This window comes from Halanaerobiales bacterium, from assembly GCA_035270125.1.
Classification (GTDB): Bacteria; Bacillota; Halanaerobiia; order Halanaerobiales; family DATFIM01; genus DATFIM01.
Map to the genome: position 1 here is coordinate 1 of DATFIM010000137.1, position 14,607 is coordinate 14,607.

16 protein-coding genes are annotated in these 14,607 nt (G+C 30.5%); all 16 read right to left on the minus strand.

Translation table 11 applies throughout. The annotated features are described in order from the left end of the window. Positions 1-1,193 (minus strand): dicarboxylate/amino acid:cation symporter (locus tag VJ881_07095; GenBank protein HKL75815.1); only part of this gene is annotated, 1,193 nt, incomplete at its 3' end. Between the two features lie 127 nt (positions 1,194-1,320). Beyond that, positions 1,321-2,646: an oxaloacetate decarboxylase subunit alpha gene (locus VJ881_07100; GenBank protein HKL75816.1), complete on the minus strand. Its 1,326-nt coding sequence runs from the start codon at positions 2,644-2,646 to the stop codon at positions 1,321-1,323. A 36-nt stretch (positions 2,647-2,682) separates the two neighbouring features. Further along, on the minus strand, positions 2,683-3,798 hold the full coding sequence (locus VJ881_07105; protein HKL75817.1) for a sodium ion-translocating decarboxylase subunit beta: 1,116 nt from the start codon (positions 3,796-3,798) through the stop codon (positions 2,683-2,685). Further along, complete coding sequence (locus tag VJ881_07110) at positions 3,798-4,217, minus strand: biotin/lipoyl-containing protein (protein ID HKL75818.1); 420 nt, start codon at positions 4,215-4,217, stop codon at positions 3,798-3,800. The genes VJ881_07105 and VJ881_07110 overlap by 1 nt, the downstream gene beginning before the upstream one ends. A gap of 6 nt (positions 4,218-4,223) precedes the next feature. Next, positions 4,224-4,514 (minus strand): OadG family protein, encoded by a 291-nt coding sequence (locus VJ881_07115; protein ID HKL75819.1) that lies wholly within the window; start codon positions 4,512-4,514, stop codon positions 4,224-4,226. Positions 4,515-4,526: 12 nt separating this feature from the next. Beyond that, positions 4,527-5,720 (minus strand): pyridoxal phosphate-dependent aminotransferase, encoded by a 1,194-nt coding sequence (locus VJ881_07120; protein ID HKL75820.1) that lies wholly within the window; start codon positions 5,718-5,720, stop codon positions 4,527-4,529. Positions 5,721-5,954: 234 nt separating this feature from the next. After that, on the minus strand, positions 5,955-8,009 hold the full coding sequence (locus VJ881_07125; GenBank protein ID HKL75821.1) for a sigma 54-interacting transcriptional regulator: 2,055 nt from the start codon (positions 8,007-8,009) through the stop codon (positions 5,955-5,957). Positions 8,010-8,164: 155 nt separating this feature from the next. After that, positions 8,165-8,722: a DNA protection during starvation protein gene (dps, locus tag VJ881_07130; GenBank protein ID HKL75822.1), complete on the minus strand. Its 558-nt coding sequence runs from the start codon at positions 8,720-8,722 to the stop codon at positions 8,165-8,167. 140 nt (positions 8,723-8,862) lie between these two features. After that, on the minus strand, positions 8,863-9,354 hold the full coding sequence (locus tag VJ881_07135) for a Spy/CpxP family protein refolding chaperone (GenBank protein ID HKL75823.1): 492 nt from the start codon (positions 9,352-9,354) through the stop codon (positions 8,863-8,865). Between the two features lie 82 nt (positions 9,355-9,436). Next, a complete protein-coding gene (locus VJ881_07140) occupies positions 9,437-10,222 on the minus strand; it encodes an inositol monophosphatase family protein (GenBank protein HKL75824.1) in 786 nt (261 codons plus the stop codon). Positions 10,223-10,356: 134 nt separating this feature from the next. Beyond that, on the minus strand, positions 10,357-10,845 hold the full coding sequence (locus tag VJ881_07145) for a hypothetical protein (GenBank protein ID HKL75825.1): 489 nt from the start codon (positions 10,843-10,845) through the stop codon (positions 10,357-10,359). An 83-nt stretch (positions 10,846-10,928) separates the two neighbouring features. Further along, positions 10,929-11,726, minus strand: a complete 798-nt coding sequence (locus VJ881_07150) for an ATP-binding cassette domain-containing protein (GenBank protein HKL75826.1) — start codon at positions 11,724-11,726, stop codon at positions 10,929-10,931. Next, complete coding sequence (locus tag VJ881_07155; protein ID HKL75827.1) at positions 11,719-12,600, minus strand: ABC transporter permease; 882 nt, start codon at positions 12,598-12,600, stop codon at positions 11,719-11,721. The genes VJ881_07150 and VJ881_07155 overlap by 8 nt, the downstream gene beginning before the upstream one ends. Before the next feature lie 15 nt (positions 12,601-12,615). Beyond that, entirely contained in the window at positions 12,616-13,596 is a 981-nt protein-coding gene (locus tag VJ881_07160; GenBank protein ID HKL75828.1) for an ABC transporter substrate-binding protein, read from the minus strand. A 297-nt stretch (positions 13,597-13,893) separates the two neighbouring features. Further along, a complete protein-coding gene (locus VJ881_07165) occupies positions 13,894-14,304 on the minus strand; it encodes a HutP family protein (protein HKL75829.1) in 411 nt (136 codons plus the stop codon). A gap of 15 nt (positions 14,305-14,319) precedes the next feature. Then, positions 14,320-14,607, minus strand: a 288-nt coding sequence (locus VJ881_07170) for a hypothetical protein (GenBank protein ID HKL75830.1), incomplete at its 5' end; no start/stop codon positions are given.

Below are 14,607 nucleotides of genomic sequence, written 5' to 3' on the forward strand. Positions count from 1 at the left end.
CCAGTAACATTATTCATAGTACGTAATCTATCTAAAATAGGATCAATACCAGCTACAAATCCTACAACTTCAAGAGGTAAACCTAATTGAGTTAAAACCATAGTAAGCATAATGAGCCCACTACCAGGTACCCCAGCAGTACCAACACTGGCCAAAGTAGCCGTCAAAATCACTGTCATCTGTTGACCAATGGTTAAAGTCTGACCAATCAAATTAGCTGCAAATATTGCTGCAACTCCCTGATACATAGCTGTACCATCCATATTAATTGTAGCTCCTAAGGGTAAAGTAAAACTATATATTGATTCATCAATTTTTAAGTTTTCTTCTGCATTTCTCATAGTAACTGGTAATGTACCACTACTGGATCTAATACTCAAAGCTGTTAACATTGCATCTTTGGCCCCACTTAAAAAGGACATTGGAGATCTCTTCAAAAATCCACCAACAATTATAAGAAGATAAACAACTGTAATATGAACTATAACAGCCAGTAGTAAACCTCCAATCAACTTAGAAAAGGGGACAATAACATCCAATCCCGATTCTGCAAAAACTCCTGCCATTAATGCAAATACACCAATAACTCCATATTCCATTACTCCCCATACAATTTTAAACATAACTTCAGCAACAGTCTCTACAAAATCAAAGATCATTGTAGCACCTTTTTGAATATGCTCTTCTCCATTTTCTTTAACTATAGCTAATCCTATTCCAAATACTATTGCAAAAAAGATAGTTTGTAAAACATTACCTTCTGCCATAGCATTTACTACATTATCTGGGAAAATATTCATGATAACTTCCATGAATCCTGGTGCCTGTTTTGTTGCAATTTCAGCATCAGTACTCAATTCCATTCCCACACCTGGGTCAATAATATTAGCCATAAATAAACCTATAAAGATAGCTATTGCAGTAGTTAATACATAAAATAATACTGTTTGAACCCCTATTTTACCTAATTTTGAAGGAGTTAATTTTCTCATCCCCATAATTAATGTAAAAAAGATAATAGGAATAACAATCATTTTTAATAATTTAATAAAAATATCACCTAAAGGTTGAATCGCTGTCATTGGTTCTCCAATTATTAAACCAAGTAAAGAACCAAGAACAAAAGCTACTCCAATTCTATAAACCAATGGAATAGAACGATATTTAGCCCATAAAGACTTCTCATTTCTCATCTCCTTATCCCTCCATTATTATAATAATCCTTTAGTTGATTAAGTTATTAATAAATTAATTCCTATTATAATAATATTAAACTTAGATGATTTGTCAAATCACCTCCTTCATAAATTATTTTTTCTTTTATCTATAATGTCTTTTTAGAAAATCCTCTGCTACTTCAGGGAAAAGAATATAAGATAAAACATCTTCTTCTTTAGTAATAAAATCCTTTATTTCATCCATAGTTTCTTCAAACTTGTTATCAAGCAATTCTGCAGGACGACAGTCAATTGCTTCTTCTCCATCCAGTAGTTGTTCTTTTAGTTCAGGATTTATTTCCCCTGGAGGACGACCATACATTCCTTTTATATAATCTCTGGTTTCTTTGGAAACAAGAGCATATCTTTCGCCTTTTAAGACATTAAATACAGCCTGAGTACCTACAATCTGACTTGTAGGGGTAACAAGTGGTGGATAACCTAAATCTTCTCTAACTCTTGGTACTTCTTCTAGAACTTCATCATAGCGATCAAACATACCCTGTTCTTTTAACTGGCTTCTTAAATTAGAAAGCATTCCACCAGGAATCTGATTTGTAATTACTCTTGGATCAGTAGCAAATGAGCCCTGAAATTCCTTATAATTATCTCTGATATCTCTAAAATATCCAGCAATATTAACCACTGTATCAAGATCAATACCAGGATCATATTTAGTATCTCTAAATGTAGCAACTAAGGATTCAGTAGCTGGTTGTGAAGTACCAGAAGCAAGAGCTGATAAAGCAGTATCAATAACATCTACATCTGCTTCAACCCCTTTAAGATATGTCATAGCCGCCATTCCACTTGTATTATGACTGTGTAATTGAATAGGAATATCTATTTCCTCTTTTAATCTATTTACTAACTCATATGAACGATAGGGGGTCAAAAGACCGGCCATATCTTTTAAACAAAGTGAATCTGAACCGATTTCTTCTAATTCTTTAGCTTTTTTTAGATATTGATCTATATCATGAATTGGACTTGTAGTATAAACAATAGTTCCCTGAGCATGACCTCCATATTTTTTAGTAAATTCAATAGCTTTTTTCATATTTCTTACATCATTTAAAGCATCAAAAATTCTCACTATATCTATTCCGTTTTCAATAGCTTTTTCTACAAATTTTTCTAACACATCATCTGGATAATGACGATAACCAAGTATATTTTGTCCTCTAAGTAACATTTGTAATTTAGTATTTTTGGCTCTCATCTTTATTTTACGCAAACGAAGCCAGGGATCTTCATCAAGATAGCGCATAGCACTATCAAAAGTAGCTCCTCCCCACATTTCCAGTGAATGATACCCAACTTTATCAAGATCTTCAATCACTTCCAGCATATCTTCAGTTTTCATTCTTGTAGCTAATAGTGACTGCTGGGCATCACGTAATATAGTTTCAGTTATTTTAACAGACATTAAATTCCCTCCTTAAATTCTTTTCAATTTATTTTGTTAACCAACTAGTGATAATAAGACTCCAGCTGCTATTGCTGATCCAAGAACTCCAGCAACATTGGGTCCCATTGCATGCATCAATAAATAATTACCAGGATTAGCTTCCTGTCCAACCTTTTGACTTACTCTAGAAGCCATTGGTACAGCAGAAACTCCTGCTGAGCCAATAAGTGGGTTAATTTTTTCATCAGTAAATTTATTCATTAATTTAGCGAAAAGCAAACCGGTTATTGTTCCTACAGCAAAAGCTGCCAGGCCTAAACCGATAATCATCAAAGTCTGCCAGGTTAAAAAGAGTTCTCCTTTTGCTTTTGCACCTACACTAATCCCTAAAAAGATGGTAACAATATTAGTCATTGAATTTCGTGCTGTATCTGCTAATCTTTCAGTAACTCCACTCTCTTTTAAAAGGTTACCAAACATAAGAGAACCTAAAAGTGCACCTGCAGAAGGTATTACCAATATTCCCAAAATCATGACAGTTAGGGCAAAAAGAACTTTTTCTAATTTGCTTACTTCACGTAACTGCACCATTTCTATTTTTCTTTCTTCAGGAGTTGTCAACCATTTCATTATTGGTGGCTGAATAATCGGTACCAAGGCCATATAAGAATAAGCTGCTATAGCTACAGCTCCCAGTAACTCTGGAGCTAAACGAGAAGTAAGAAAAATTGCTGTTGGACCATCTGCCCCTCCAATAATCGCTGTAGATGCAGCCTCAGGTAATGTAAATTTCATAAAATGAGCACCAATAAAAGTGGTAAATATACCTATCTGAGCACTTGCTCCAAGCAAAATACTTTTAGGATTAGCTATTAAAGGGCCAAAATCAGTCATAGCACCTACTCCTAGAAAGATAAGAGGAGGATATACTCCAAAATCTATACCTTTATAAATATAATATAGCAGGCCCCCTTCTTCCATTAAATTTGCCATTGGTAAATTAGTAAGAATCATTCCAGTAGCAATAGGTAATAACAATAAAGGTTCATATTTTTTTTCAATAGCAAGATATATCAAAACACCTGCAATAATAAACATTACTATTTCTCTTATAGATAAATTATATAATCCCGATTCAGTAACTAGCCTCTGTAAAAGGTTCCAGTACATTAATTACCACCAGCCTCAACCAAGGCTAGTTTATCCCCCTGTTTGCATTTGTCGCCTTCAGAAACTAATATTTTAGAAATTTTTCCACTTACAGGTGAAACAATCTCTGTTTCCATTTTCATAGCTTCTAAGGTCATAATTACTTCATTTTTATTGACATTGTCTCCTTCTTTTGCACTAATTGAAAGTATTTTTCCGGACATAGGAGAAATAACTTCTTCACCTTCACCAGAAACGGTTTCTGTTTGCTTTGAAACAGTTTCCTGTGCTTCATTATTTTTATTATTTTCTTCTACCACTTTCTCATTGGTTTGCTTTTTTACTTCAGTTTCCTTCACTTCAGTATTATTGGTTTCATTTTTTTCTCTGATTTTCACTTCATATTCATTATTATTTACTTCAACTATATATGTTTTCATAGTCAATTACCTCCTCTTTTTTATACTAATCTCTTTTTCATTTATATTTTTATCATGATGATTCAAAGTACTCATAATAACTGCAATTACCTCTCCAGGAACATCTCCTTCTATTTTAATATTTTTATCCTGAGATTTACTGATATCTACATTCTCTTTTGATCCAGCAGTCTCCACAACTTCTTTTTGGGGTTTATTTAAATATTTAAAACTGGATAAAACAAAAAATAGAAGAATTAAAAATCCAAAAACCACTAGAATTCCTGTTAAACTAATGAATAAAACATCAAGTAACATGGTCCACCTCCATTAATTCACTTTATTAACAAATTCTTTTATTCTTTCTAAACCTCTTTTAATATCTTCAAGTGAAGTTGCATATGATAACCTAACAAATTTATCATTTCCAAAAGCCTTACCTGGAATAACGGCTACTTTACTTTCTTCTAAAAGAATATCAGCAAAAGACATTGAGCCATCTATTTCTTCACCTTCATATTTTTTACCGATTAAATTTTCAATATTCATCATAACATAAAAGGCACCTTCAGGTTTTTTACAACTCACTTTAGGCATCTCATTAATAGTCTTCACCATATAATTTCTGCGTTCTTTAAAAGCTTTTACCATTTCTCTAGTTACAGCCTTAGATTCATTTAGCCCCACTGTACTCGCATATTGGGCAATTGAGTTAGGATTTGAAGTAGCATGACTTTGAATATTAGACATAATATCTACAATTTCCTTAGAAGCAGCTGCAAAACCAATTCTCCAGCCAGTCATTGCATAGGCCTTAGACATACCATTAATCACAATAGTTCTTTCTTTTATTTCTTTCCCAAAAGAAGCTATACTAATATGTTCTGCATCTCCATAAATAAGCTCTTCATAAATTTCGTCAGAAACAACAAAAAAGTCTTCTTTAATAGCCAAATCAGCTATTTCTTTAAGTTCTTCTCTACTATAAACACAACCCGTAGGATTATTAGGGCTATTTAGAATAAGAGCTTTAGTATTCTCAGTTACTGCCTTTTTAATATCTTCAATTTTCATTTTGAAATTATTTTCTTCTTCAGCATCAACATAAACAGGAACTCCCCCACCTAATTTAACAGTTTCTGGATAAGAAACCCAATATGGTCGAGAAATAATAACTTCATCACCAGGATTAAGGATTGTTTGAAAAGTATTAAAAAGAGAATGTTTGGCACCATTAGAAATAATAATTTGATCTAAATCATAATCCAAACCATTATCTTTTTTAAATTTTTTCTGTACAGCTTTTTTTAAGTCTTTTGTACCAGCTGCAGCTGTATACTTAGTAAATCCTTCATCTATTGCTTTTTTACCAGCTTTTGCAATATGTTCAGGTGTATTAAAATCTGGCTCTCCAGCACCAAAACTTACTACATCATGTCCATCTGTTTTCATCTGTCCGGCTTTAGCACTAAGAGCAAGAGTCATAGAAGCATTAACTTTTTGACTTCTTTCAGATAATTTCATTTTTTGTCCTCCTTATAAGTGTTAATTTTAGACTTGTAACCATTTCAACAATAAAATTATGCATTATTCATTCCAACACTAATTTAAAATAAGAAAAAGACGAAACAGCCCTAATTAAGAAAGCTTATTCGTCTTTTTCTGTCAATATTTATTTGTTTGTAAATTATATATTAAAAAGAACGGGTTAAAAACCAATCTCAATAATTTAAATAACCTATTATAACCCATTGCATATTAATTATTTGAATGATAGTCATCATATTTTTGTAAAAAATCTTTTCCATCTTCACTAATATTTGTCCCCTGTCTTCCAGTTCCAATATCTACTAAACCCATTTTTTCTAAAATATTTATTCTACTCCTGACCATTTGAGATGATAAATCAAGATTATTTATTTTTGCATTTTCTGCAATTTTTCTTCTCCCTATATTTTTATCAAGTTCCTGAGCTAAATATAATTCTTTTAGTATAAAAATATATTCATCTATATTCCCGTGTTTGTCTAATTCTTTTTCATATTCTTTTAAAATATCAATATTCTCTGTTATGCTATCTTTTAAAAAATAATATGGCAAATCTCCTAGTTTTACCTCATCTCCCTGAGCTAACTGGCTAATATACTCAACACAATTTTTCAACTCTCTTATATTACCAGGCCAATTATAATGATAAAATCTGCTCATAATTTCATGAGGAACTTTAAGCTCTTTTCTATTATACTGTTCAAGAAAATGATAAATTAATTGAGGAATATCCTCTCTTCTTTCTCGGATTGGAGGGACATGTAATGGTAAAACACTTAATCGATAATAAAGGTCTTCTCTAAATTCATTTTTATTAATTAATTTCTGTAAATCTTTATTAGTTGCAGCTATAATTCTAACATTTACAGGCAATACTTTAGAACCACCTACCCGCCTTACTTCTTTTTCTTCTATAACTCTGAGCAATTTACTCTGTACTCGAGAACTTACATTTCCAATCTCATCTAAAAATATTGTACCTTCATGAGCCTGTTCAAATATACCAGCTTTCCCTCCTTTGCGGGCACCAGTAAAAGCTCCTTCCTCATAACCAAAAAGCTCACTTTCTAAAAGTTCACTTGGAAGAGCCGAACAATTAATTGCAACAAAGGGATAATTTGATCTCTGAGAATAATTATGGATTGATTGTGCAAAAAGTTCTTTGCCCACCCCACTTTCTCCACTTATTAAAACTGTAGATTCACTTTGAGCTATATGTTTAGCCTCTTTTATTACTTTATTTATTTTTTTGCTTTTTCCCAATATATCTGAAAAATGGTATTGGGCTATATATCCTTTTTGTTTGGTTCTTTTTCGTAAATTTCTTTCCAACTCTTTTATTTTAGTAACATCCTTAAAGACAAAAATATCTCCAATTACTTCTTCATCAATTTTTAAATTATCAATTCTAATAACAACTTCTTTACCATTTATTTTAGTATATTTTATATCCTGACTATTATATAATATATTGGATAAATTATCATCATAAATTTCCTCAATTTTTTCTTCAAAATAATCAATATCTTTAAAAATATTACTAACTTCTTCATTATAAAATTCAATTTCTTCTTCAGCATTTATAAAAACTAATCCGTCAGAAACATTATTAACAATACTATTCATCATTTTATTATGTTTAACAATTTCAGTATTATTTTCTTTCAGCTGTTTTATTAACTGGACCAACCTTTTGATATACTTAGCAATTAATATATTAGAATTTTTATTTAATAAGTTTAGTTTAGTCAATATTTCGATTATTGTAGTTAAACTAATTTGTCTTCTACCAAGATTTATAATTTCATCTTCACTCACTTCTACCGGTATGAATTCAAATTCATCAGTTGTTACAACTAAATCAAAATTTTCTGGGGTCTTCATCCCTGGACAATATGGTAAAATATTTATATGATCAATTCCTACTTCATTAACAAAAGAAACAGCCTCATCAAGTGTAATGCGGGCATTATTAACAAATAAAACCTTTTTTCCTTTTGGAATATCTATAAGTTTTTGCAAAGCTGAAATAGAAAGACTTCTTCGGGCATAAATTAAATCTACTCCATCTTTGACATACTTATCTATATCATCTTTCATTATTTTAGCTGCAATAATCAGATCAGCATCAATTTTTTCCTCTATTCCTTCTTCAACTGAATAACTTTTTATTTTAACTTCATCTTCAAAATATGTTTTTAGCTGTTTTTCAAAAATTTCTTTAGTTTTTTTGCTTTTATTTAAAACAGCAATTATTTTACTCATATATTTTATCCTCCATTATTTATAATTTAAATCTTTTAATTGAATTATAACAAAAATCATTCTTTATTTATAGTCTGATTTCAAATAAAAAAGGGACTAGCAAATATCTACTAGTCCCTCTAATTATTAAATATTATATTTTACTACATCATTAATTATTTAATCTTTAAAAATTTAGAAACAAATGGAGAAGTTTCACCCTCACGCATAAAGTGACCAGAAGGTCCTTCACCAAGGAATTCAGCAAACCATGATTCATGTTCGATTTCTTCATGTAAAATAGAAAGAGCCAGATCATAAGTTCTATGATCTTTTCCAGCAGTCATATTACATATCTCTGTATATCCTCTCACAGCACATCTTTCAGCTTCTAATAAAACTTTGATGATTTCCTTAGCATCTTCAGGATTATCAGGCAACTTAGCAGGAGGACAGGCAGAAATATCATGAAATTCCTTCATGTCATTAGGGATTTCTCCACCTAATTCATAAATTCTAGGTAAAAGAGCTTCAAAGTGATTCCTATCTTCTATTCTTGCTACTTCTGCAATTTCCTTAACACCCTCACCATCAAGACCGGTTAAATTCATTCTCAAACTTGTGTAATAATAATAAGTTGTCAATTCAGCTGAAGCATTTTTTACAAGTAAATCCAATAGTTTATCAATATCAACACCAGACTTTTCAACTAACTCTCTAGAAACTTTAGCCATAAACCAAATCACCCCTTTTGATTTTTAATAACTTCTTTATTTACTTCTTATATTTATAATTCTTCAAAAATATTTAAATTCCTTTTTAAATATTATTACTATTTTGAATTTTTATAATTTCATATATATTTTTAAATTTATTACCAGTTACAATTATTTCTATTTGATCGGTTTTTCCCAAAATTTTGTCTTCCTCTATTAAAATTATTATTCATTTCTGCTATTTGTTCTTCAGTTAAGATATTTTTTACTTGATTCCAATAATTAACTCTTGAATTTTCTAGTTCTGACTGTAAATTATTAATCTTTGTTCTAATTGTAGCAATTTCTTCATCATCTGCATTTTCCATAACCAATTCTTTCAATTCTGAATTTAGACCCTGTAACTCAGATTGTAAGTCTTCTCTTTTTTCAAAAAAATCATTACGTGCTTCATTCATTTTTTCCATTTGAGAGTCATCTAAATCTAAAGGATTATTATAAAAATTTCTCTGTACATCATTTTGATTATAACCTTTAGTTGTTTGAACTCCATTATTTCCACCTTTAGGACCTCCAAACGCATCAATAGAAAGACTAAAACCAGTTACCAACAGACCTAATACTAAAATCATTGAAATTATCTTCTTCATTAAAAATCAGCTCCTTTTTTTATTGTTTAAGTATATTATAGAAGCTAATTTTGAAGAAAATATGAATTTTAAAAATAAATATTTACATTTTTACTTTTTTAAGTGTTTTATAAATTTGATCACATATTTTAGGATTGCCAGCTACTATTAAAGGCGCTCCTTCCCATGTCTCTTCAATTACTTTTCCTCCTGCTTCTTTTATAAATAGCTTAGCTGCTGCTACATCCCATGGTTTTAATTTGAATTCCCAGAATCCATCCAGATTACCTGCAGCCACACTGCTGAGATCAAAAGCAGCACTCCCGGAACGTCTAATCCCTCTTGCTTTCATAACCATTTTATGAAAATGATCCATATTATTATATTTTGAAGTTAATTTGTCATAAGGAAAACCAGTTGCCAATAATGCTTGATCTAAATCATCTTTTTGGGAAACTTTTAGTCTTTTACCGTTTAAATATGAACCATTATCTTTTGTTGCCCAAAATAACTGATCTAATTCTGGGACAAAAACTACTCCAAGCACTATTTCTTTTTTATATTCTAAAGCAATAGATACACAATACATAGGATAACCATTAGCATAATTGTTAGTTCCATCAAGAGGATCTATTATCCAGGTATAAGGAGAATCTTTACTAACTGAACCGCCTTCTTCAGCTAATATAGAATGACCTGGAAAATTGTTATTTATCTTTGCTATGATTTTCTTTTCTGATAATTTATCAATTTCTGTAACTAAATCTACATCTGAAGTTTTTTTATCAATTGAAAAACTGCTCTCTCTAGATTTTTCATATTGTAATTTCCCAATTTCTTGAGCCCACTTTTTAACTTTTTCCAAAATATTTTCTAATTTTATATCCAATTTAAACCCTCCAATTATAAATAATTTCACCTTTATTCAAAACAATTATACTAACAATATTGCAAAACATCAATTAAAATAGAAAAAAGCCAGCAATATCTGCTGGCCTAAAATTTATCTAAAAATTATACCTTTTATTCATCGTCATCGTCATCTTCATCCTTTTCTTCTTCAGCTCTTTCTCTAGCTTTTTCTTTTGCTTCAATCTTTTTTTCAACTTTTTCTTTTAATTGTTCCATGTTTTCTGTTTTGTTTTCCAAAATTTCATTAATCTCTTCTGATGTCATTCCTTTTTCAAAAGCTTCTTTTAATGTTTCTCTAAGATCTTCCTTATCTTCTGAACTTTTTAATAAATTATTTATTTTTTCTTGATTGATATTTTTTGTTTTACTTAATATTTGAACTGTAACTTCTTCACCAGATTCTAAATCTTTTACAGACGTATCTTTAATCTCATTAATAGCCTCTTCAATAGTTAAAACTTCTTCACTTCTTTCTTCATTAGTCAAATTATCTAAATTACTAATTTCTCTTGATAAATCAGTAACACTTGCAGCAAAACCGACATTTACAGTAGAAACTACGAATAATACAATTAATACTAGTGCAAATATTTTCTTCATAAATAACTCTTCCTTATATCTTTAAATAAATTATAGTTCACTTTATAAAATAATTGAAGTGAGCTTCATCACATTAATTAAATTTATACACTCAATAGTGTTCTATCGTCAGAATATTCACTACCTTGTTTCTTTTTAAATATATCCAAAAGCTTTTCTACAGTTAATTTTTCTTTTCTTTTTCCTTTTATATCTAAGATAATATTACCTTTATTCATCATAATTAAACGATTTCCCATTTTAATAGCATCGTGCATATCATGGGTAACCATTAAGGTAGTAATATTATTTTCTTTAATTAATTTTTCTGTTAATTCTTTTATTTTTACAGCAGTATTTGGATCTAAAGCAGCTGTATGTTCATCAAGTAATAAAAGTTTAGGTTCTGTCATTGTAGCCATTAGTAATGTTAAAGCCTGTCTTTGTCCTCCTGATAATAGTTTAACCTTTGTCGTAAGTCTCTTTTCCAATCCTAAATCAATTTCTTTTAATTTTTCTTTTATATATTCTCTTTTATTATCATTAAGTCCCCAGCTTAAGGACATATTATTACTTTTATCAAATGCAAGAGCTAAATTTTCTTCTATTGTCATCTCAGGTGATGTTCCCAGTAATGGATCCTGAAATACTCTTCCAATATATTTGGCCCTTTTATGTTCAGAAACATCATTAATCACTTCCCCATCAAGTACAATATTACCACCATTAATTTGATGAACTCCAGCAATACAATTCAATAATGTAGATTTACCAGCTCCATTACTACCAATTATTGAAATAAAATCTCCATTATTTACATGTAAATCAATTTTCGATAGAGCTTTATTTTCATTAGATGTATTTTTATAAAAAACTTTTGTTAATCTTTCTAAGTTAATCATCAGTACTCACCTCGATCATATTTTTTAATTTTGGAGTTGAAAGAAAAATAATTACAATAATAGCAGTCAACAACTTCAAATCAGAAGCTGCAAAACCAATATATAAAGCAATAGATATACTTAAACGATAAAGAATTGAACCAACTATTATACTCAAAGTTGTAATAAAAATACTTTTTTCACCTAAAACAACTTCTCCGACTATTACTGAAGCAAGTCCTGCTACAATAGTTCCTATCCCCATTCCTACATCTGCAAAACCCTGATATTGAGTTACAAGTGCTCCTGAAAGGGCAACAAGAGAATTAGCAATTATTACTCCTATCATTTTCATAGTATCAGTACTTACTCCCATACTCCTTATCATCTGCGGATTATCTCCTGCAGCTCTTAAAGCAAAACCAATTTGAGTTTTCAAAAATAAATCGAGGATAAATTTAACCAATATAACTATTATTATTAATATAATTAAATTATTCCAGGGCGAAGGAATACCTAAATCACTAATTGTTTTAAAAATTGTATTTTCCCCTAATAAAGGTATATTAGGTCTTCCCATAATTCTTAAATTTATAGAATATAACATAGTCATAGTTAATATTCCGGAAAGCAAAGGGGCTATTTTAAATCTAGTATTTAAAAAACCGGTTATTGCTCCTGCTAATCCACCTGCAATTAAAGCAGGAATAAGTGATAAAAATGGATTAACACCTGCAATAATAAACTTTGCAGAAACAGCAGCCCCTAAAGGAAGGCTGCCGTCTACAGAAAGATCAGGAAAATCAAGTATTCTAAATGTCATATATACCCCAAGAGCCATAACTGAAAAAGCAAGACCCTGTTCTAGAGCTGTTATTAAAAAACTAATTCCCATTTTCAGTTCACCTCATTATTCTATAACTTTGTCCGCTTTATCTAAGAGTTCAGAAGGTACTTTAAGACCTAATTTTTCACAGGCATTTTTATTAATTGTAATATCTAAATTATCTGAGCCCTCAATAGTCATTTCTCCTGGATCTTTACCATTAAGAACTTCAGCGGCCATCTGACCAGTTTTTCGCCCTAATTCAAAGTAATTTATTCCTTTAGTTGCAATTGCCCCTGCTTCAACCATTCCACTTTCAGAACCAAAAACAGGAATACCTTTTTCATTTGTTACTTTTAAAATAGCAGAAATCGCAGAAGCCATTACATTATCTGTGGGTAAATAAATAGCATCCACTTTATCTACAACTGCAGAAGCAGCAAGTTGAACTTCACTACTATTAGTAGCTGTACTTTCTTTTATTTCAATTCCCATATCTTCAGCTACTTCTTTAGCAATATCAACCTGTACCTTAGAATTTGCTTCTCCAGAATTATATAAAACCCCAACAGTTTTTACATCAGGTAAAAAATCTTTTATAAGTTCAAATTGATCTCGAATAGGATTCATATCAGTTGTACCGGTTATATTACCACCAGGTTTTTCCATATTATCTACTAAGCCTGCTGACACTGGATCAGTAACAGCTGTAATCAAAAGAGGAATATCTGTTAAAACATTTGCTGCTGCCTGAGCAGAAGGAGTTGCTATAGCTAAAACTAAATCTACTCTGTCATTTTTGAATTTTTTTGCTATGGACTGAGCAGTTGCAAAATCTCCCTGAGCATTTTCTACTTTAAATTTAACATTTTCTCCTTCAACAAAACCTGATTCTTCTAATCCTTTAATAAAACCTTCTCTAGCTCCATCTAAAGCTGGATGTTCAACAAGTTGACTTATCCCAACTTCAAAAACTTCTTCAGCACTTGTAGTACCTGTTAATAAGACCAATCCCATAAGAACAACGCCAATAACCAATAAAACATTTTTACCGTGTTTTACCATATTACCACTTCTCCTTTTAATTTTTTTAGTAGGTAAAAAAAATAAGGCCTCCCTATAGGAGCCCAGTAAAATTAAGCTTAATCTGAATAAATTATTTTTTAATATAGTTATTTCCCAGAAATTTAAAAATAGATATAGATATAGTGGGAATTTAAAATAACAATATTATTTAATTATCCAGATTACTTTTTTACTCCTACCGTATTACCATTTTACTATGTTAAATTTAGTTTATTATATAACCTGAATAACACTTTGTCAACAATATATTAAAGAACTAAAGTATTCTAAATTTTCTTAAGATATTGTTCGGTGACTCAAACCAACCGTAACTTCATTAAGATTAAGCATACCTACTCCAAAAAATACAGCTACAACAATATGTTCACCAGACCTGGCAACTGCCATTTTCCCACCAATGTTTAAACCATTAGCACTACCCGAAATTTGGGTTATTGCATCATGGGCTGCACCAGCAACTGCACCCTGGTGGACATGGGTTTCCTCAATTAATCCTTCTCTTTTAGCAGCAATAACTATATTTTCGATCATCTTTTTGATAGATTTATTAAATTCTCCTCCAAAGTCAACTGCTGCAGTTAAAATATCTTCTTTTTTAAATTTATCTTTCAACTTTCTTTCTTCTTCACGATCAGAAATAGCCATTTTCAAAGCTGCTTTAGATACAATCACACTTTTTTTAGCCATAATATATCAGTCCCTTTAACTAATTTGCTTTTCTATTCTTTTATTTATATCTGCAATATCAGCCATATTTTCTCCAACGATTCCTTTAATAGATCTAATTCTTTTTTCAAGAGTGTCAAATCTGCTATTCATATTTTTATCTAAATTATCCACATCCATTTCCAAACTACTCATTCTATCCTCTAAACTATCTATTCTATGCTCTAAATTATCCATTCTGTTCTCTAAACTATCCATTCTAATCTCTAATTTATCCATTCTGTTCTCTAAACTATCCATTCTGTTCTCTAAACTACCCATTCT

Coding starts and splice junctions, on each gene's coding strand:
- VJ881_07100 (HKL75816.1), bottom strand. CDS start 2,646: ATGTCTGTTAAAATAACTGAAACTATATTACGTGATGCCCAGCAGTCA.
- VJ881_07105 (HKL75817.1), bottom strand. CDS start 3,798: ATGTACTGGAACCTTTTACAGAGGCTAGTTACTGAATCGGGATTATAT.
- VJ881_07110 (HKL75818.1), bottom strand. CDS start 4,217: ATGAAAACATATATAGTTGAAGTAAATAATAATGAATATGAAGTGAAA.
- VJ881_07115 (HKL75819.1), bottom strand. CDS start 4,514: ATGTTACTTGATGTTTTATTCATTAGTTTAACAGGAATTCTAGTGGTT.
- VJ881_07120 (HKL75820.1), bottom strand. CDS start 5,720: ATGAAATTATCTGAAAGAAGTCAAAAAGTTAATGCTTCTATGACTCTT.
- VJ881_07125 (HKL75821.1), bottom strand. CDS start 8,009: ATGAGTAAAATAATTGCTGTTTTAAATAAAAGCAAAAAAACTAAAGAA.
- dps (HKL75822.1), bottom strand. CDS start 8,722: ATGGCTAAAGTTTCTAGAGAGTTAGTTGAAAAGTCTGGTGTTGATATT.
- VJ881_07135 (HKL75823.1), bottom strand. CDS start 9,354: ATGAAGAAGATAATTTCAATGATTTTAGTATTAGGTCTGTTGGTAACT.
- VJ881_07145 (HKL75825.1), bottom strand. CDS start 10,845: ATGAAGAAAATATTTGCACTAGTATTAATTGTATTATTCGTAGTTTCT.
- VJ881_07150 (HKL75826.1), bottom strand. CDS start 11,726: ATGATTAACTTAGAAAGATTAACAAAAGTTTTTTATAAAAATACATCT.
- VJ881_07155 (HKL75827.1), bottom strand. CDS start 12,600: ATGGGAATTAGTTTTTTAATAACAGCTCTAGAACAGGGTCTTGCTTTT.
- VJ881_07160 (HKL75828.1), bottom strand. CDS start 13,596: ATGGTAAAACACGGTAAAAATGTTTTATTGGTTATTGGCGTTGTTCTT.
- VJ881_07165 (HKL75829.1), bottom strand. CDS start 14,304: ATGGCTAAAAAAAGTGTGATTGTATCTAAAGCAGCTTTGAAAATGGCT.